General features: G+C 66.0%; 14 protein-coding genes and 2 rRNA genes. 9 read left to right on the forward strand and 7 right to left on the reverse strand.

The features are described from left to right. Window positions 1-38: 38 nt before the first annotated feature. The 3 genes from SAVERM_RS33270 to SAVERM_RS33280 form a co-directional block, all read right to left on the reverse strand. A complete protein-coding gene (locus SAVERM_RS33270; RefSeq protein WP_010987873.1) occupies window positions 39-782 on the reverse strand; it encodes a transglycosylase SLT domain-containing protein in 744 nt (247 codons plus the stop codon). Between the two features lie 237 nt (window positions 783-1,019). After that, on the reverse strand, window positions 1,020-2,252 hold the full coding sequence (locus tag SAVERM_RS33275) for an S-adenosylmethionine:tRNA ribosyltransferase-isomerase (protein WP_010987874.1): 1,233 nt from the start codon (window positions 2,250-2,252) through the stop codon (window positions 1,020-1,022). 8 nt (window positions 2,253-2,260) lie between these two features. Further along, window positions 2,261-2,965, reverse strand: coding sequence for an SDR family NAD(P)-dependent oxidoreductase (locus SAVERM_RS33280; protein WP_010987875.1), 705 nt, complete (start codon window positions 2,963-2,965; stop codon window positions 2,261-2,263). Between the two features lie 188 nt (window positions 2,966-3,153). Between SAVERM_RS33280 and SAVERM_RS33285 the strand changes: the two genes are divergently transcribed. The 3 genes from SAVERM_RS33285 (at window position 3,154) to chpE (ending at window position 5,406) form a co-directional block, all read left to right on the forward strand. Then, on the forward strand, window positions 3,154-4,299 hold the full coding sequence (locus SAVERM_RS33285; RefSeq protein WP_010987876.1) for a GAF domain-containing sensor histidine kinase: 1,146 nt from the start codon (window positions 3,154-3,156) through the stop codon (window positions 4,297-4,299). Further along, window positions 4,292-4,933, forward strand: a complete 642-nt coding sequence (locus SAVERM_RS33290; RefSeq protein WP_010987877.1) for a response regulator — start codon at window positions 4,292-4,294, stop codon at window positions 4,931-4,933. The genes SAVERM_RS33285 and SAVERM_RS33290 overlap by 8 nt, the downstream gene beginning before the upstream one ends. A gap of 227 nt (window positions 4,934-5,160) precedes the next feature. Continuing rightward, entirely contained in the window at window positions 5,161-5,406 is a 246-nt protein-coding gene (chpE, locus tag SAVERM_RS33295) for a chaplin ChpE (RefSeq protein ID WP_010987878.1), read from the forward strand. A gap of 256 nt (window positions 5,407-5,662) precedes the next feature. Here the strand turns inward: chpE and SAVERM_RS33300 are convergent, their stop codons facing one another. Further along, entirely contained in the window at window positions 5,663-6,451 is a 789-nt protein-coding gene (locus tag SAVERM_RS33300) for a hypothetical protein (RefSeq protein WP_010987879.1), read from the reverse strand. Between the two features lie 130 nt (window positions 6,452-6,581). Between SAVERM_RS33300 and SAVERM_RS33305 the strand changes: the two genes are divergently transcribed. The 3 genes from SAVERM_RS33305 to SAVERM_RS33315 all read left to right on the forward strand — a co-directional run bounded on the left by SAVERM_RS33305 (window position 6,582) and on the right by SAVERM_RS33315 (window position 8,979). Further along, a complete protein-coding gene (locus SAVERM_RS33305) occupies window positions 6,582-7,373 on the forward strand; it encodes an ABC transporter ATP-binding protein (RefSeq protein WP_010987880.1) in 792 nt (263 codons plus the stop codon). A 93-nt stretch (window positions 7,374-7,466) separates the two neighbouring features. Continuing rightward, the gene (locus SAVERM_RS33310; RefSeq protein ID WP_010987881.1) at window positions 7,467-7,898 is read left to right on the forward strand and encodes an NfeD family protein; all 432 of its coding nucleotides are present in this window, start codon (window positions 7,467-7,469) and stop codon (window positions 7,896-7,898) included. Between the two features lie 130 nt (window positions 7,899-8,028). After that, on the forward strand, window positions 8,029-8,979 hold the full coding sequence (locus tag SAVERM_RS33315; protein WP_010987882.1) for an SPFH domain-containing protein: 951 nt from the start codon (window positions 8,029-8,031) through the stop codon (window positions 8,977-8,979). A 106-nt stretch (window positions 8,980-9,085) separates the two neighbouring features. Here SAVERM_RS33315 and SAVERM_RS33320 read toward each other — a convergent pair whose 3' ends face one another. The 3 genes from SAVERM_RS33320 to SAVERM_RS33330 form a co-directional block, all read right to left on the reverse strand. After that, window positions 9,086-9,592: an HNH endonuclease gene (locus tag SAVERM_RS33320; RefSeq protein WP_010987883.1), complete on the reverse strand. Its 507-nt coding sequence runs from the start codon at window positions 9,590-9,592 to the stop codon at window positions 9,086-9,088. A 144-nt stretch (window positions 9,593-9,736) separates the two neighbouring features. Next, window positions 9,737-10,276 carry a YbhB/YbcL family Raf kinase inhibitor-like protein gene (locus tag SAVERM_RS33325; protein ID WP_010987884.1) on the reverse strand — a complete coding sequence of 180 codons (540 nt, stop codon included), beginning with the start codon at window positions 10,274-10,276 and terminating at the stop codon, window positions 9,737-9,739. Between the two features lie 60 nt (window positions 10,277-10,336). Next, window positions 10,337-11,122 (reverse strand): sporulation protein, encoded by a 786-nt coding sequence (locus SAVERM_RS33330; protein ID WP_010987885.1) that lies wholly within the window; start codon window positions 11,120-11,122, stop codon window positions 10,337-10,339. A gap of 196 nt (window positions 11,123-11,318) precedes the next feature. Between SAVERM_RS33330 and SAVERM_RS33335 the strand changes: the two genes are divergently transcribed. From SAVERM_RS33335 to SAVERM_RS33350, 3 genes are all read left to right on the forward strand, one after another. Continuing rightward, window positions 11,319-11,960 carry a DNA-3-methyladenine glycosylase gene (locus tag SAVERM_RS33335; RefSeq protein WP_010987886.1) on the forward strand — a complete coding sequence of 214 codons (642 nt, stop codon included), beginning with the start codon at window positions 11,319-11,321 and terminating at the stop codon, window positions 11,958-11,960. Between the two features lie 641 nt (window positions 11,961-12,601). Beyond that, window positions 12,602-14,127: ribosomal RNA gene (locus SAVERM_RS33345) — 16S ribosomal RNA — on the forward strand. A 308-nt stretch (window positions 14,128-14,435) separates the two neighbouring features. Beyond that, window positions 14,436-17,559: ribosomal RNA gene (locus SAVERM_RS33350) — 23S ribosomal RNA — on the forward strand. The 16S and 23S rRNA genes sit together here, the layout of an rRNA operon. Window positions 17,560-17,637: the final 78 nt, after the last annotated feature.

Raw genomic sequence — 17,637 nt, forward strand, 5'->3', positions numbered from 1 at the left:
CGCCCTTCGGCGTACGTAGAAGAGGTCCGCGCCAGGCCTCAGTACGCGCTGTTGACGTTGTCCATCGAGCCGTACTTGTCGGCCGCGTAGTTGGCGGCGGCCGTGATGTTGGCGACCGGGTCGTAGATGTTCCACGAGGTGCCGGGCACGTGGTACGCGTTGAAGGTCGGCGGGATGACCTGGAGCAGGCCCTTCGACGGGATGCCGTTGATCGCGTTGACGTCCCAGCCGTTGATGGCCTTCGGGTTGCCGGACGACTCCCGCATGATGTTGCGGTACAGGCCGTTGTACGAGCCGGGGATCTTGTGCTTCGCCATGATGTCGAGCGACTCGTGGATCCAGCCGTCGAGGTTGTTGGCGTACGTCTTCGCGGCGACCGGCTTGACCTCGACGCGCTGGGCGGACCGGCTCGCGGCCGCCTTCGCCTTGCGCACCTGCGCGGCCTTCGCCACGGCCTGCTTCTTGGCGGCGGCCACGGCGGCCAGCTTCTTGGCGGCGGCCGCGTCGGCGGCCTGCTTCTTCGCCGCGATCGCCTCGGCCTTGACGGTGGCGCCGGCCAGCTGGTCGGTGATGCTGGCCTTGACGTCCTTGATCTGCTCCTGGCTGTACACCACCGGAGCGGACGACACGGCGGCGGTCTCCTGCGTCGGGGTCTGTGCGCTGCTCGGCACCGCGGAGAACGCGAGGGCGGCGGCGCCGAGGGCGGCCACACCGGCGACCGAGAGCTTGTGGGTCTTGGTCAGCTTCGGACGATGACCAGGAGTGTTGATGTTCTTGGGCATGACTGATGGACCTCTTCGAATAGCGCGGAGGTCGCTCTCGAGCCGGATGGGGACTCAGGGTTTCCAGCACAAGCGCCGTGGGTACAGGACCCCGGTGCCGAGCGACGAGAGCCATTGTTAGCGGCCGCAAAATCGCCTGGCAAAGGTGTGACGTACGATCCGGGGTAGTGGACACAGGAAGGGCAAAACGGGACAGACTGGCACGTCTGTCCCGCTCATAACGGACTTACTTATCTCCTATCCTTCTTCGTACGTGATGTGCGCCCTATGTGCGGGGTCACATCGACCGAGCGGCAGTCTCACATTAGGTTGCGGAAGCAATGCACTGTGTGAGGACTCTCCGTCCGGAAGGATGAGATGTAGATCCCCGAACTCGTGCCACAGGTAGAGCCCGGCCAGCGCCTCCTCATAACTGCGGTCGATCGCGGTCCGTCCCGCCAGCGCCTCCAGCATCAGCAGATGCGAGGCCTCCGGCTCGTGCAGCCCGGTCAGCAGCCCGTCGACCGCCCGCACCCCGCGCTCCGGGGTCACCACGAGGTCGGTCCAGCCCTCCGCCGGCCGGACCACTCCGTCGGTGCCGGTCGCCGACTCGACGGCCCGCACGGCCGTCGTACCGACCGCGATCACCCGGCCGCCCTCCCGGCTCCCGTCCCCACCCCTCGAAGAGGACGCCTCGCGTGGTGTCCGATGCGCCCGCGCCGCGTTGATCAGCCGCGCCGACGCCTCCGGAACCGCGAAGCGCTCCGGATACGGCGGCTCGTGCGCCTCCGCCGACGCCACCCCCGTGTGCAGCGTGATCGGTGCGAACTGCACACCACGGCTCACCAGCTCCGCCACCAGCCGCGCGGTGAAGGGCCGCGCGGCACTCGGCATCTCCGCACTGCCCGCTCCGTCGGCGGACGGCAGGGCGAACACCGTCTGATAGACGGAGAGGGGCTGATCCCTTTCTGTATAGGAGTAACGGATGGGGCGCCCGTGCCCGCGCAGCAGCACCGTCACGTCCGCGTCCCCGGGGGCCGACACCCGCGCCCACCACAGGCGCTCGCTCCGCCCGGCCAGCGGCTCCTCGAGTACGAGGCGTACGCCGTCCGGGAGACGCACCTCTGTGCCCGCGGGCCCGCCCGTACGCGCGCGTGTAGTGCCCCTTCCGTCGGGATCCCGCAGCTCGACGGCCCATCGTCCGTCCTCGCCCCGCGTGGAGAAATGCACCACCACGCGCGCGTGCCCGATCCGCCCGTCCACGGCGGCGGCCAGCGTGGGGGACGTGTTGACGACGAGCAGATCCCCGGCCCGCAGCTGCCGCGGCAGCTCCACGAAGTCGTGGTGCGACACCTCGGTCCCGCGCGAGACCAGCAGCCGTACGGAATCCCGGTCGAGGCCGGGCCCGCGCTGCTCGGCCGGCACCCGCGCCGACAACTCCTCCGGCACCTTCCCCCACGCGCGACCGCGCCCGACCGGGGGGACCCCCATCGCGGTCGTCATCGCCCCGCCGGCAGCGCCGACAGCGCCGACGCGCCGTAGCGGCCGCTCGCCGGGCGCTCGTCCAGCAGTCCGATGAAGGCGGGCACCACACTCGCCGGAGCCGGGCGCGGATCGTCGTCGTCCGGTACGGCCGCCGTGTACAGGTCCGTGCCCATGTCCCCGGGGTCCACGGCCCACACCCGCAACCCGGGCTCCTCCTCGCCGAGCACCGCCGACAGATGGTCGAGCGCCGCCTTGGACGCCCCGTAGCCACCCCACGTCTCGTACGCCTCGGCCGCCGCGTCCGAGCTGATGTCGATCACCGTGCCCGCCCGCGACGCCCGCAGTAGCGGCAGCGCCTCCTGGATCAGGCCCAGCGCGGCGACCACGTTGACCTCCAGGGCGTGCCGCAGCCCCTCCAGCGTCAGCGCTTCCAGTCGTACGAGCGGCTCGGCACCCAGAGCGCTCGCGTTGTTCACCAGGAGGTCGAGCCCGCCCAGTTCCCGGGCCGCCGTCACCAGCCCGGCCCGGTGCCCGGCATCCGTGACGTCCCCGGGCAGCGCCCGCACCCGCGTTCCGTACGCGGACAGGGCCGCCGCCGTCTCCTCCAGCACCTCACCGGTTCTGGCGTCGAGCACCAGATCCCAGCCGCGCTCCGCCAGGGCCGCGCCGAGTGCCCGCCCCAGCCCCTTCGAAGCCCCCGTGATGATCGCTACCGGCATGACAACCGTCCCCTCGTTCCACCACCGCCGCTCCGGGCGGCTGTCCTCAACCTAGGAACCGGGCCGACCCCGCCGCCTCGTGCGCGAGCCGCAAAGAACCAGGGCCCTTCGGCCTAGGCCCACCGGCCCGGGCCGGGACCGCCACAGGTCGGATACGCCCTGTCACACCTCGCCGGTACGGTGAGGTCATGAGTCATGGACCCCGGTCCGGCCTGTCCGCGGTGAGTTCCGCGCTGCTGGCCATGAGCAGGCATCTCGAGGTGCGCGACGTCCTCAAGACGATCGTCGCCTCGGCCCGCGAGCTGCTCGACGCCGAGTACGCGGCGCTCGGGGTCCCCGACGACCACGGAGGCTTCGCCCAGTTCGTCGTCGACGGCGTCAGCGACGCCCAGTGGAAGGCCATCGGCCCGCTCCCACGCCAGCACGGCATCCTCGCCGCGATGCTGCACGAGGCGAAGCCCGAGCGCCTCGCCGACGTGCGCGAGGACCCCCGCTTCGAGGGCTGGCCCGCGGCCCACCCCGACATGTCCGACTTCCTGGGCCTGCCGATCCGTGACGGCGACGAGATCATCGGCGCGCTGTTCCTCGCCAACAAGAGGTGCCCCAAACCGGAGGGCGGCTGCGGCTTCACCCCTGAGGACGAGGAACTCCTGACGATCCTCGCCCAGCACGCGGCGATCGCCCTCACCAACGCCCGCCTCTACGAGCGCAGCCGCGAACTCACCATCGCCGAGGAGCGCTCCCGGCTCGCCCACGAACTGCACGACGCCGTCAGCCAGAAGCTCTTCTCGCTGCGCCTCACCGCGCAGGCCGCCGCCGCCCTCGTCGACCGCGACCCCTCGCGCGCGAAGGGCGAACTCCAGCAGGTGGCCGCGCTCGCCGCCGAGGCCGCCGACGAACTGCGCGCCGCCGTCGTCGAGTTGCGTCCCGCGGCCCTCGACGAGGACGGTCTGGTCGCCACCCTGCGCACCCACATACAGGTCCTCGACCGAGCCCACACCGCGCGCGTGACCTTCGACAGCCGCGGTGTGCGCGCGCTGCCCGCCGCCCAGGAGGAGGCCATGCTGCGCGTCGCCCAGGAGGCCCTGCACAACGCCCTGCGCCACTCGGGAGGGTCGCGTGTCGACGTGACCCTCGTGAAGCGCGGACCGGGCGTCGTCCTGCGCGTCACGGACGACGGCAGCGGCTTCGACCCCGCCTCGACCCGCCGTGCGGGACGCCACCTCGGGCTGGTCTCCATGCGGGACCGGACGAGCGGGGTCGGCGGCACACTGACCGTGGATTCGGCGCCCGGCAAGGGCACCACGATCGATATGGAGGTCCCTGGTGGCTGATGCAATCAAGGTGCTGCTCGTCGACGACCACCAGGTGGTCCGCCGCGGCCTGCGCACCTTCCTCGAAGTGCAGGACGACATCGAGGTGGTGGGAGAGGCGTCCGACGGCGCCGAAGGGGTCGCCCGCGCCGAGGAGTTGAAGCCCGACGTCGTCCTCATGGACGTCAAGATGCCGGGCATGGACGGCATCGACGCGCTGCGCAGACTCCGCGAACTCGCCAACCCCGCACGCGTGCTGATCGTCACCAGCTTCACCGAGCAGCGCACGGTGGTCCCGGCCCTGCGCGCGGGCGCCGCCGGGTACGTGTACAAGGACGTGGACCCCGACGCCCTCGCCGGCGCCATCCGCTCCGTGCACGCCGGACACATCCTGCTCCAGCCCGAGGTCGCGGGCGCGCTCCTGTCCCAGGAGGAGGCCAACTCGGGCCAGGGCAGGGGAGGTTCACTCACCGAGCGGGAGCGCGAGGTGCTCGGCCTGATCGCGGACGGCCGCTCCAACAGGGAGATCGCACGCGCGCTCGTACTCTCCGAGAAGACCGTCAAGACACACGTCTCGAACATCCTGATGAAACTGGACCTCGCCGACCGCACCCAGGCCGCACTGTGGGCCGTACGCCATGGAGCGGCGGGCTGACCGCGGCACGAGAACGGTGCTCCACCCCAGGGGTGCTCCGGCGCCCGCCCGGGCGACCGGCCGACGCTGATACTGCCGACCGACAGTAATACGGACGGATCCACTCCAGTCTGAGATTCATACCGTCGTGTGTATGTCCCCCGGACGGCGCATCCTCGGCGGCTCCCGGCCGTTCTCCAGTGCGTGCTGCGGCGCCTGCCGCAGTGATCGCCAGGGAGGGCTCAGAAGTGAAGAACCTGAAGAAGGTAGCCGCTGTCACGATGGTCGCCGGTGGGCTTGTCGCCGCGGGCGCCGGTATGGCCTCGGCCACCGACGGCGCGTGGGCGGGCGGCAAGGCCGTGGGCTCCCCGGGTGTCGGCTCGGGCAACGTGGTCCAGGCCCCGGTCCACATCCCCGTGAACGCGGTCGGCAACACCGTGAACGTCATCGGCGCCCTGAACCCGGCCTTCGGGAACCTGGGAGTCAACCACTGAGATTCCGCTCCGGAACCCTCGTGACCACCGGCCTCCCAGGCGCTCCTGGGGGGCCGGTCAGGCGTCCGGGGGCGAGGCGGGGAGACCGTCGCCAAGAAGGCTGTCCGGCGGGCGTCGCGGGCGGCGGCGTCGACAGCAACGGCGCCCTGAACCGGCCGCCGTCAACCAGGGCGTCAGCGCAGGCCGATCGCGGGGCCCCGGGTGCGGCAGCCCCCAGGGACGCCCGCACCCACACCGGCCACCAGAAGGCCGACGGTCACCGCACCCCCCGCTCCCGCTCCTCCACAAACGCGTTGTAGGCGGCCACCTGCGCCCGACGGGCAGTTCGCTCGACCGGCCTGAGCGCCAGCGACCTCGCCGCGATCTCCGACGCGCTCACCGCCCCGCCGTGCCCGTTCTCGTACGCCACCGAAATCAGCAGCCCCACCCGCTGGGCCAGCTCCAACACGCGAACCGCACGCGGCGGATACCCCGGCGCCAGCACCTCGCGCCCCCGCTCGGCCCGGGCCCGATACGCGTCGACGGCCGCCTCCGCCACCGGCCCGGAGCCCGCCACATCGAGCCGCGACAACACCTCGGTGGCCTCGCGCAGCGCCTCCGCCAGCTCCCGCTCGGCCTCCCCGAGGGAAGGCACATCGGCGGGCGGCGCCTCCCGCACGGCAAGGCAGTGCCACACGACCTCCACATGCACATCGCCGTCGGGCCCGGCCTCGTACACCTCGGGGACCAGCCCGAGCGCGGCCCCGAAACAGATCGCGGCCTCCTCGGCGTCCAGCGCCCGCGCATTGAATTCCGGCGGCCCGCTCAGCCCGAGCGGATGCCCCGGCGCGGGCAGGGCGACCCGCAGCCCGGTCACCCCCAGCGCGCGCATCCGGCCAAGGGCGAGCGTGAGGCCGACGGGCCCGGACTCACCGGGCAGCCCCTCGACCCGGTGCACCGCGTCCTCCCCGACGATGGCGAGCACGGCGTCGTCCGGTGAAACAAATCCGGCCAAAAGGGCATTTCCCCATGCGGCCAGCCGTCCTGAGCGTGGTTCCGAGAGCATGCCTCCACCCTAAGGACCGACCGATGGATGGGACCGCCCGACCGGTGGCGTAGATTTCTTCGGGGGCTGCGCCCACAGGCGTACGCGACTGCCGAGACTGGTCGACACTGCAATGGGAGACAACGCGCTCATGAGCGATGTTCTGGAGCTGGAGGACGTATCCGTGGTCCGCGAGGGCCGGGCTCTGGTGGACCAGGTCTCCTGGTCGGTCAAGGAGGGCGAGCGCTGGGTCATCCTCGGCCCCAACGGCGCCGGGAAGACGACCCTCCTGAACCTCGCTTCCAGCTACCTGTTCCCCAGCAGCGGCACCGCCACCATCCTCGGCGAGACCCTCGGCCAGGTCGACGTCTTCGAACTGCGCCCGCGCATCGGCGTGGCGGGCATCGCCATGGCCGAGAAGCTCCCCAAGCGCCAGACCGTCCTCCAGACCGTGCTCACCGCCGCGTACGGCATGACGGCCGGCTGGCAGGAGGAGTACGAGGACATCGACGAGCAGCGCGCCCGCGCCTTCCTCGACCGCCTCGGCATGAGCGACTACCTGGACCGCAGGTTCGGCACGCTCTCCGAGGGCGAGCGCAAGCGCACCCTCATCGCCCGCGCCCTGATGACCGACCCCGAGCTGCTGCTCCTCGACGAGCCCGCCGCCGGCCTCGACCTCGGCGGCCGTGAGGACCTCGTACGCCGCCTCGGCCGCCTCGCCCGCGACCCGGTCGCCCCTTCGATGATCATGGTCACGCACCACGTCGAGGAGATCGCGCCGGGCTTCACGCACGTGCTGATGATCCGCCAGGGCAAGGTGCTCGCCGCCGGCCCGCTGGAGCTCGAACTCACCTCACGCAACCTGTCCCTCTGCTTCGGCCTCCCACTCGTCGTGGAACAGATCGGCGACCGCTGGACCGCCCAGGGCCTGCCCCTGTCCTGACCGGGCACCGGCACTCGCGAGAATCACCGGCCGGCCACTTCGACCGGATCGGCGCCCTGTCCGAGGCAGGACCCGCGGACCTACCATGACCATGTGAACGACATCGAGGCATGGGTGTGGTGGCTCGTCGGCGCGGTCGCGCTGGGAATTCCGCTCGTGGTGACCGCCATGCCGGAGTTCGGCATGCTCGCGCTGGGAGCAGCCGCCGCCGCGGTCACGGCGGGTGTCGGCGGCGGCGTCGTCCTCCAGGTCCTCGTCTTCGCCGTCGTCTCGGTCGCCCTTCTCGCCGTCGTACGCCCCATCGCGGCCCGGCACCGGGCCCAGCGGCCCCAACTCGCCACGGGTATAGACGCGTTGAAGGGCAAGCAGGCCGTCGTACTGGAACGGGTCGACGGCGCGGGCGGCCGGATCAAGCTCGCCGGGGAAGTCTGGTCCGCGCGATCCCTCGACTCCGGACGCGCCTACGAGGTAGGCCAGGAAGTGGACGTCGTGGACATCGAAGGGGCCACGGCGATCGTCATATGACCTCGTAAGACGCAAGTGAACCGAACGCCCCACGGGACAGCCGACGGTCTGTCAGACTCGTCCAGCAAGATCTTCAACAAGCATAAGATCTTCCGGAAAACCGAGGCGGAGAAGGGTACGGGGAGCAACGATGGAACCGATCATCATCGTCCTGATCATTCTGGTGGTGTTGGTCTTCATCGCCCTGATCAAGACCATCCAGGTCATCCCGCAAGCGAGCGCGGCCATCGTCGAGCGCTTCGGCCGCTACACGCGGACACTCAACGCGGGCCTGAACATCGTGGTTCCGTTCATCGACTCGATCCGCAACCGCATCGACCTGCGTGAACAGGTCGTTCCGTTCCCCCCGCAGCCGGTGATCACCCAGGACAACCTGGTCGTGAACATCGACACCGTCATCTATTACCAGGTGACCGACGCGCGTGCGGCCACGTACGAGGTCGCCAGCTACATCCAGGCCATCGAGCAGCTCACCGTCACCACGCTCCGCAACATCATCGGCGGCATGGACCTGGAGCGCACCCTCACCTCCCGCGAGGAGATCAACGCGGCCCTGCGCGGTGTCCTCGACGAGGCCACCGGCAAGTGGGGCATCCGCGTCAACCGCGTCGAGCTCAAGGCGATCGAGCCGCCGACCTCCATCCAGGACTCGATGGAGAAGCAGATGCGCGCCGACCGTGACAAGCGCGCCGCGATCCTCACCGCCGAGGGCACGCGCCAGGCCGCCATCCTCACCGCCGAAGGTGAGAAGCAGTCCCAGATCCTGCGCGCCGAAGGTGAGGCCAAGGCCGCGGCCCTGCGCGCCGAGGGCGAAGCGCAGGCGATCCGTACGGTCTTCGAGTCCATCCACGCCGGCGACGCGGACCAGAAGCTCCTCGCCTACCAGTACCTCCAGATGCTCCCCAAGATCGCCGAGGGCGACGCCAACAAGCTCTGGATCGTGCCCAGTGAGATCGGCGACGCCCTCAAGGGGCTGAGCGGCGCCATGGGCAACTTCGGCCCGATGGGCGGCGGTTCGGGCAGCGGGAACTCAGGCGGCTCCGGCTCGGAGCGCCGCGAGAAGCCGCCGATCACGGACTGACGCAAAACCCGCGCCCCGAAAAGGGGCGCGGGGAACCGCGCGACCGGCCAGGATCTCCCCGCGGCTCACGAACCGCCCACGGTCTTCCGGCTCACTGGGGGAGCGTCTAGGCGGCCGGCTGTGCCAGCCACTCCGGCAGCGACTCGAAGTCGTCCTGCCCCAGCGCCAGCAGCATCGCGTCCGCCGGTGTCGGCTCGAACGGCTGCCGCAGCAGCGGCATCCCCGCCTGCTCCGGCGTACGGGCCGCCTTGCGGTGATTGTCCTCCGCGCACGACGCCACCGTGTTCAGCCAGGAGTCCTGGCCCCCCTGCGCCCTCGGCACCACGTGGTCCACGGTCGTCGCACGCCTGCCGCAGTACGCGCACCTGTGCCTGTCCCGTACCAGGACACCTCGCCTCGACCATGGCGCTTGTCTTCGGAAAGGCACCCGGACATAGCGGCAGAGCCTGATCACCCGGGGCACCGGTATGTCCAGCGCGGCTCCGCGCATACGGAGTTCGGGGTGGGCCTGCTCGACGACGGCCTTGTCCTGCAGCACCAGAATGACGGCTCGGTTCAACGTCACCGTCGACAGCGGCTCAAAGCTCGCGTTCAGCACCAGCGTGTCCCGCATCCAGCCCACCTCCCGTGTGCACCGGCCCACCCCCTGGCGGGCTTGGATCAACTCTGGCCGGGCGCGCCGAGATGGACAACGCAATAAAAACTGCCCGCCTCTGATCACTTCCAAGACCAGAGACGGGCAAACGTTCAATGAACGTCAGTCTTCAGCGGGAACCTCGTACTCACCGATGAGCTGGGCGCGCGCCAACGCGTGGAACCGCAGGTTGAAGCCCACCACGGCGGGCGATGCGTCCGCGTCCGGACCGAGCTTCTCCTGGTCCACGGCGTAGACCGTGAACACGTACCGGTGCGGCCCGTCCCCGGGCGGCGGCGCGGCACCACCGAAGTCCTTCGACCCGTAGTCGTTGCGCACCTGGATCGCGCTGTCGGGCAGGCCCTCGAACTTGCCGCTCCCCGCACCCGTGGGCAGCTCGGTCACCGAGGCCGGGATGTCGAACGCGACCCAGTGCCAGAACCCGCTCCCCGTGGGTGCGTCCGGGTCGTAGCAGGTCACGGCGAAGCTCTTGGTCTCCGGCGGGAAGCCTTCCCAGCGCAGCTGCGGCGAGGTGTTCCCCGCCGCGTAGACCTGAGCGTCCTTGAGCGTCGCACCCGGCTCGACATCCTCACTCGTGACCGTGAAGGACGGCACGGGCGGATGGAAGTCGTGGGGGAGCGGCGGCCTCTTGAGCTCGGTCACCTCGGTACCTCCTGATGGGTTTCCGGAAAGCCGGAAAGACGGAATCTCTCGGTCCCGAGCCTAGAACCAGCTGCGCTTGCTGCCGACCTCCGACAGCCACTGGTGGAGATACGCGGTCCAGTCGGTGCCCTGGAAGTCGTTGAGACCGACCTGGAAGGAGCGGTACGAGTCGCTGCCCTCGCTGAACAGACCCGGCTTCTTGTCCATCTCCAGGATCACGTCCATCTCCCGGTCGTCCGCGACGAAGCTCAGCTCGACCTGGTTGAGACCGCGGTACTGCGACGGCGGGAAGAACTCGATCTCCTGGTAGAACGGCAGCCGCTGGCGGGTCCCCCGGATGTGGCCGCGCTCCATGTCCGCGTTCTTGAAGCGGAAGCCCAGCTGGACGAAGGCGTCCAGAATCGCCTTCTGCGCCGGCAGCGGGTGCACGTTGACCGGGTCCAGGTCACCGGAGTCCACGGCGCGCGCGATCTCCAGCTCGGTCGTCACACCGATGTTCATGCCGCGCAGGGCCTGCCCGTCGATCATCGTGATCGGCGTCTCCCACGGGATCTCGAGCCCGAACGGCACCGCGTGCACCGCTCCGGCCTGGAGCTCGAAGGCACCACCGAGGCTCAGCTTGGCGAACTCGATGTCCTGCTTGTACTCCTGGTCGTCGTGGCCCTCGACCTCGACCTTGGCCTGGAGGCCGACGCTCAGCCCCTCGATCGCCTGGTTCACGGACCCGCCCTGGATCCGTACCTCACCCTGGACCACACCGCCCGGAACGACGTTGACCTCGGTCAGTACCGTCTCGACCGAAGCCCCACCGGCCCCCAGGCTCGCAAGCAGCCGCTTGAACCCCATGTCTCCACCCTCCCAGGCAATGCCTGTTCCGTGTCCGCGCCCGGACCCCCGTCGGGTCCCGTGTATGACGACGACTATTCCTTGATCTCTATCAACGCGATCCGGCGACGGCCGGTTCCGCGCCCTCACCCTTCCAAGGGGAACGCCTCCTGGCCACCCCGATGGCACACACCTGAGTGGACTACGCTCGTACGCCATGATCGCGGCCCCTGACCGTACGCCCCTCACCCGGGAGTTCTTCGCCCGACCCGTCCTTGACGTCGCCCCGGACCTCCTCGGACGCGTCCTCGTCCGCACGACCCCGGACGGTCCGATCGAACTGCGCGTAACCGAGGTCGAGGCATACGACGGCCCGAGCGATCCCGGCTCCCACGCATATCGCGGCCGCACGGCCCGCAACGGCGTGATGTTCGGTCCGCCCGGCCATGTGTACGTCTACTTCACCTACGGCATGTGGCACTGCATGAACCTGGTGTGCGGTCCGGAGGGCCGAGCGAGCGCGGTCCTGCTGCGGGCCGGCGAGATCATCGAGGGCGCGGAGCTCGCGCGCACACGTCGACTCTCGGCCCGCAACGACAAGGAACTGGCCAAAGGACCGGCACGTCTGGCCACGGCGCTGGAGGTGGACCGCGCACTCGACGGCACCGACGCATGCGCCCCGGAGGGCGGGCCGCTGACCCTGCTGTCGGGCACGCCCGTGCCCCCCGACCAGGTGCGCAACGGTCCGCGCACCGGAGTGTCCGGTGACGGAGGGGTCCACCCGTGGCGCTTCTGGATCGACAACGACCCCACGGTGAGCCCCTATCGGGCCCATACGCCCCGACGCCGACGAACTTGACGCGTCCCTGGGGGCTCCGTAATGTAGTCCGAGCCGCTTGAACCGGGTACTGCGTTCAGCCAGCAGCCGGGAGCGGCCAACCCACTACCTACGACTCCCCTCAGCGGGGGCCAATTCGGCGTGCCTGCATGCCTGAATTCGAGCTTGCGGAACTCGATTATGAGTTGCAGCGGGAATCGGCTAGCGTAGTGAATGTCGAAAGGCACGGGACGGAAAGTCCCAGACCCAAGGCAAAACCCCCCGACAGGGAATCGGACACGAAAGAGTCTGATAGAGTCGGAATCGCCGGAAAGGGAAACGCGAAAGCGGAAACCTGGAAAGCACCGAGGAAATCGGATCGGAAAACGGTCTGATAGAGTCGGAAACGCAAGACCGAAGGGAAGCGCCCGGAGGAAAGCCTGAGAGAGTCTCTCGGGTGAGTACAAAGGAAGCGTCCGTTCCTTGAGAACTCAACAGCGTGCCAAAAATCAACGCCAGATATGTTGATACCCCGTCTCCGGCCGATCGGCTGGGACGAGGTTCCTTTGAAAAAGTCCTGCCGACGTTGTTCGGTAGGCGCACAGCGAGGACGCTGTGAACGGCTGGGCTTATTCCGCCCGGCTGTTCCGCTCTCGTGGTGTCGTCCCGATTACGGGAAAACATTCACGGAGAGTTTGATCCTGGCTCAGGACGAACGCTGGCGGCGTGCTTAACACATGCAAGTCGAACGATGAAGCCCTTCGGGGTGGATTAGTGGCGAACGGGTGAGTAACACGTGGGCAATCTGCCCTGCACTCTGGGACAAGCCCTGGAAACGGGGTCTAATACCGGATAATACTCTCGCAGGCATCTGTGAGGGTTAAAAGCTCCGGCGGTGCAGGATGAGCCCGCGGCCTATCAGCTTGTTGGTGAGGTAGTGGCTCACCAAGGCGACGACGGGTAGCCGGCCTGAGAGGGCGACCGGCCACACTGGGACTGAGACACGGCCCAGACTCCTACGGGAGGCAGCAGTGGGGAATATTGCACAATGGGCGAAAGCCTGATGCAGCGACGCCGCGTGAGGGATGACGGCCTTCGGGTTGTAAACCTCTTTCAGCAGGGAAGAAGCGAAAGTGACGGTACCTGCAGAAGAAGCGCCGGCTAACTACGTGCCAGCAGCCGCGGTAATACGTAGGGCGCAAGCGTTGTCCGGAATTATTGGGCGTAAAGAGCTCGTAGGCGGCTTGTCACGTCGGGTGTGAAAGCCCGGGGCTTAACCCCGGGTCTGCATTCGATACGGGCTAGCTAGAGTGTGGTAGGGGAGATCGGAATTCCTGGTGTAGCGGTGAAATGCGCAGATATCAGGAGGAACACCGGTGGCGAAGGCGGATCTCTGGGCCATTACTGACGCTGAGGAGCGAAAGCGTGGGGAGCGAACAGGATTAGATACCCTGGTAGTCCACGCCGTAAACGGTGGGAACTAGGTGTTGGCGACATTCCACGTCGTCGGTGCCGCAGCTAACGCATTAAGTTCCCCGCCTGGGGAGTACGGCCGCAAGGCTAAAACTCAAAGGAATTGACGGGGGCCCGCACAAGCAGCGGAGCATGTGGCTTAATTCGACGCAACGCGAAGAACCTTACCAAGGCTTGACATACACCGGAAAGCATTAGAGATAGTGCCCCCCTTGTGGTCGGTGTACAGGTGGTGCATGGCTGTCGTCAGCTCGTGTCGTGAGATGTTGGGTTAAGTCCCGCAACGAGCGCAACCCTTGTTCTGTGTTGCCAGCATGCCCTTCGGGGTGATGGGGACTCACAGGAGACCGCCGGGGTCAACTCGGAGGAAGGTGGGGACGACGTCAAGTCATCATGCCCCTTATGTCTTGGGCTGCACACGTGCTACAATGGCCGATACAATGAGCTGCGATACCGCAAGGTGGAGCGAATCTCAAAAAGTCGGTCTCAGTTCGGATTGGGGTCTGCAACTCGACCCCATGAAGTTGGAGTTGCTAGTAATCGCAGATCAGCATTGCTGCGGTGAATACGTTCCCGGGCCTTGTACACACCGCCCGTCACGTCACGAAAGTCGGTAACACCCGAAGCCGGTGGCCCAACCCCTTGTGGGAGGGAGCTGTCGAAGGTGGGACTGGCGATTGGGACGAAGTCGTAACAAGGTAGCCGTACCGGAAGGTGCGGCTGGATCACCTCCTTTCTAAGGAGCACTTCTAAGCCGGGCTTGCCCGGTTCAGAGGCCAGTACATCAGCGACTGTCTGATGCTGGTTGCTCAAGGGTGGAACGTTGATTATTCGGCACACTCGACCTGCTCAGGTTGGCAAGTACTGCTTCGGCGTGGAAAGCGAACATGGGAGGGCGAGGGTGTCGGGCACGCTGTTGGGTGTCTGAGGGTACGGCCGATCATGGCTGCCTTCAGTGCCGGCCCCGGTAAAGATCTGCTTCGGCGGGTTGTGACGGGTGGTTGGTCGTTGTTTGAGAACTGCACAGTGGACGCGAGCATCTGTGGCCAAGTTTTTAAGGGCGCACGGTGGATGCCTTGGCACCAGGAACCGATGAAGGACGTGGGAGGCCACGATAGTCCCCGGGGAGCCGTCAACCAGGCTTTGATCCGGGGGTTTCCGAATGGGGAAACCCGGCAGTCGTCATGGGCTGTCACCCATACCTGAACACATAGGGTATGTGGAGGGAACGCGGGGAAGTGAAACATCTCAGTACCCGCAGGAAGAGAAAACAACCGTGATTCCGGGAGTAGTGGCGAGCGAAACTGGATGAGGCCAAACCGTATGCGTGTGAGACCCGGCAGGGGTTGCGTATACGGGGTTGTGGGATCTCTCTTTTACGGTCTGCCGGCCGTGAGACGAGTCAGAAACCGTTGATGTAGGCGAAGGACATGCGAAAGGTCCGGCGTAGAGGGTAAGACCCCCGTAGTCGAAACATCAGCGGCTCGTTTGAGAGACACCCAAGTAGCACGGGGCCCGAGAAATCCCGTGTGAATCTGGCGGGACCACCCGCTAAGCCTAAATATTCCCTGGTGACCGATAGCGGATAGTACCGTGAGGGAATGGTGAAAAGTACCGCGGGAGCGGAGTGAAATAGTACCTGAAACCGTGTGCCTACAAGCCGTGGGAGCGTCGCGTTGCATGCTTGCATGCAACGTCGTGACTGCGTGCCTTTTGAAGAATGAGCCTGCGAGTTTGCGGTGTGTTGCGAGGTTAACCCGTGTGGGGAAGCCGTAGCGAAAGCGAGTCCGAATAGGGCGATTTAGTAGCGCGCTCAAGACCCGAAGCGGAGTGATCTAGCCATGGGCAGGTTGAAGCGGAGGTAAGACTTCGTGGAGGACCGAACCCACCAGGGTTGAAAACCTGGGGGATGACCTGTGGTTAGGGGTGAAAGGCCAATCAAACTCCGTGATAGCTGGTTCTCCCCGAAATGCATTTAGGTGCAGCGTCGTGTGTTTCTTGCCGGAGGTAGAGCACTGGATAGGCGATGGGCCCTACCGGGTTACTGACCTTAGCCAAACTCCGAATGCCGGTAAGTGAGAGCGCGGCAGTGAGACTGTGGGGGATAAGCTCCATGGTCGAGAGGGAAACAGCCCAGAGCATCGACTAAGGCCCCTAAGCGTACGCTAAGTGGGAAAGGATGTGGAGTCGCACAGACAACCAGGAGGTTGGCTTAGAAGCAGCCACCCTTGAAAGAGTGCGTAATAGCTCACTGGTCTAGTGATTCCGCGCCGACAATGTAGCGGGGCTCAAGCGTACCGCCGAAGTCGTGTCATTGCAGCGTATAGCCCCAACGGGTGCTGTGATGGGTAGGGGAGCGTCGTGTGCCGGGTGAAGCCGCGCCGGAAGGCAGTGGTGGACGGTTCACGAGTGAGAATGCAGGCATGAGTAGCGATACACACGTGAGAAACGTGTGCGCCGATTGACTAAGGGTTCCTGGGTCAAGCTGATCTGCCCAGGGTAAGTCGGGACCTAAGGCGAGGCCGACAGGCGTAGTCGATGGATAACCGGTTGATATTCCGGTACCCGCTGTGAAGCGTCAAACATCGAGCCCATTAATGCTAAGGCCGTGAAGCCGCCCTGGAGCCTTCGGGCAAAGGGGAGTGGTGGAGCCGCTGACCCAAGGTGGTAGTAGGTGAGTGATGGGGTGACGCAGGAAGGTAGTCCATCCCGGGCGGTGGTTGTCCCGGGGTAAGGGTGTAGGCCGTGCGATAGGTAAATCCGTCGCGCATTAAGGCTGAGACCTGATGCCGAGCCGATTGTGGTGAAGTGGATGATCCTATGCTGTCGAGAAAAGCCTCTAGCGAGTTTCATGGCGGCCCGTACCCTAAACCGACTCAGGTGGTCAGGTAGAGAATACCGAGGCGTTCGGGTGAACTATGGTTAAGGAACTCGGCAAAATGCCCCCGTAACTTCGGGAGAAGGGGGGCCATCACTGGTGATCCAATTTACTTGGTGAGCTGGGGGTGGCCGCAGAGACCAGCGAGAAGCGACTGTTTACTAAAAACACAGGTCCGTGCGAAGCCGTAAGGCGATGTATACGGACTGACGCCTGCCCGGTGCTGGAACGTTAAGGGGACCGGTTAGTCAAACTTCGGTTTGGCGAAGCTGAGAACTTAAGCGCCAGTAAACGGCGGTGGTAACTATAACCATCCTAAGGTAGCGAAATTCCTTGTCGGGTAAGTTCCGACCTGCACGAATGGCGTAACGACTTCTCGACTGTCTCAACCATAGGCCCGGTGAAATTGCACTACGAGTAAAGATGCTCGTTTCGCGCAGCAGGACGGAAAGACCCCGGGACCTTTACTACAGTTTGATATTGGTGTTCGGTTCGGCTTGTGTAGGATAGCTGGGAGACTTTGAAGCCCGCACGCCAGTGTGGGTGGAGTCGTCGTTGAAATACCAGTCTGGTCGTGCTGGATGTCTAACCTGGGTCCGTGATCCGGATCAGGGACAGTGTCTGATGGGTAGTTTAACTGGGGCGGTTGCCTCCTAAAGAGTAACGGAGGCGCCCAAAGGTTCCCTCAGCCTGGTTGGCAATCAGGTGTTGAGTGTAAGTGCACAAGGGAGCTTGACTGTGAGACCGACGGGTCGAGCAGGGACGAAAGTCGGGACTAGTGATCCGGCGGTGGCTTGTGGAAGCGCCGTCGCTCAACGGATAAAAGGTACCCCGGGGATAACAGGCTGATCTTCCCCAAGAGTCCATATCGACGGGATGGTTTGGCACCTCGATGTCGGCTCGTCGCATCCTGGGGCTGGAGTCGGTCCCAAGGGTTGGGCTGTTCGCCCATTAAAGCGGTACGCGAGCTGGGTTTAGAACGTCGTGAGACAGTTCGGTCCCTATCCGCTGCGCGCGCAGGAATATTGAGAAGGGCTGTCCCTAGTACGAGAGGACCGGGACGGACGAACCTCTGGTGTGCCAGTTGTCCTGCCAAGGGCATGGCTGGTTGGCTACGTTCGGGAGGGATAACCGCTGAAAGCATCTAAGCGGGAAGCCTGCTTCGAGATGAGTATTCCCACCTCCTTGAGAGGGTAAGGCTCCCAGTAGACGACTGGGTTGATAGGCCAGATCTGGAAGGCGGGTAACCGCTGGAGGTGACTGGTACTAATAGGCCGAGGGCTTGTCCTCAGTTGCTCGCGTCCACTGTGTAGTTCCCAGACAACGAACGGTTGTGCTGGCTGAACAGTTCCACTTACTTAATTGAAA

It is taken from the genome of Streptomyces avermitilis MA-4680 = NBRC 14893, from assembly GCF_000009765.2.
Taxonomy (GTDB): domain Bacteria; phylum Actinomycetota; class Actinomycetes; order Streptomycetales; family Streptomycetaceae; genus Streptomyces; species Streptomyces avermitilis.

What these genes read in the sequence shown, in the direction of transcription:
- SAVERM_RS33270 (WP_010987873.1), bottom strand. Translation starts at nt 782, where the DNA reads ATGCCCAAGAACATCAACACTCCTGGTCATCGTCCGAAGCTGACCAAG.
- SAVERM_RS33275 (WP_010987874.1), bottom strand. Translation starts at nt 2,252, where the DNA reads ATGGGGGTCCCCCCGGTCGGGCGCGGTCGCGCGTGGGGGAAGGTGCCG.
- SAVERM_RS33280 (WP_010987875.1), bottom strand. Translation starts at nt 2,965, where the DNA reads ATGCCGGTAGCGATCATCACGGGGGCTTCGAAGGGGCTGGGGCGGGCA.
- SAVERM_RS33285 (WP_010987876.1), top strand. Translation starts at nt 3,154, where the DNA reads ATGAGTCATGGACCCCGGTCCGGCCTGTCCGCGGTGAGTTCCGCGCTG.
- SAVERM_RS33300 (WP_010987879.1), bottom strand. Translation starts at nt 6,451, where the DNA reads ATGCTCTCGGAACCACGCTCAGGACGGCTGGCCGCATGGGGAAATGCC.
- SAVERM_RS33305 (WP_010987880.1), top strand. Translation starts at nt 6,582, where the DNA reads ATGAGCGATGTTCTGGAGCTGGAGGACGTATCCGTGGTCCGCGAGGGC.
- SAVERM_RS33315 (WP_010987882.1), top strand. Translation starts at nt 8,029, where the DNA reads ATGGAACCGATCATCATCGTCCTGATCATTCTGGTGGTGTTGGTCTTC.
- SAVERM_RS33320 (WP_010987883.1), bottom strand. Translation starts at nt 9,592, where the DNA reads ATGCGGGACACGCTGGTGCTGAACGCGAGCTTTGAGCCGCTGTCGACG.
- SAVERM_RS33330 (WP_010987885.1), bottom strand. Translation starts at nt 11,122, where the DNA reads ATGGGGTTCAAGCGGCTGCTTGCGAGCCTGGGGGCCGGTGGGGCTTCG.
- SAVERM_RS33335 (WP_010987886.1), top strand. Translation starts at nt 11,319, where the DNA reads ATGATCGCGGCCCCTGACCGTACGCCCCTCACCCGGGAGTTCTTCGCC.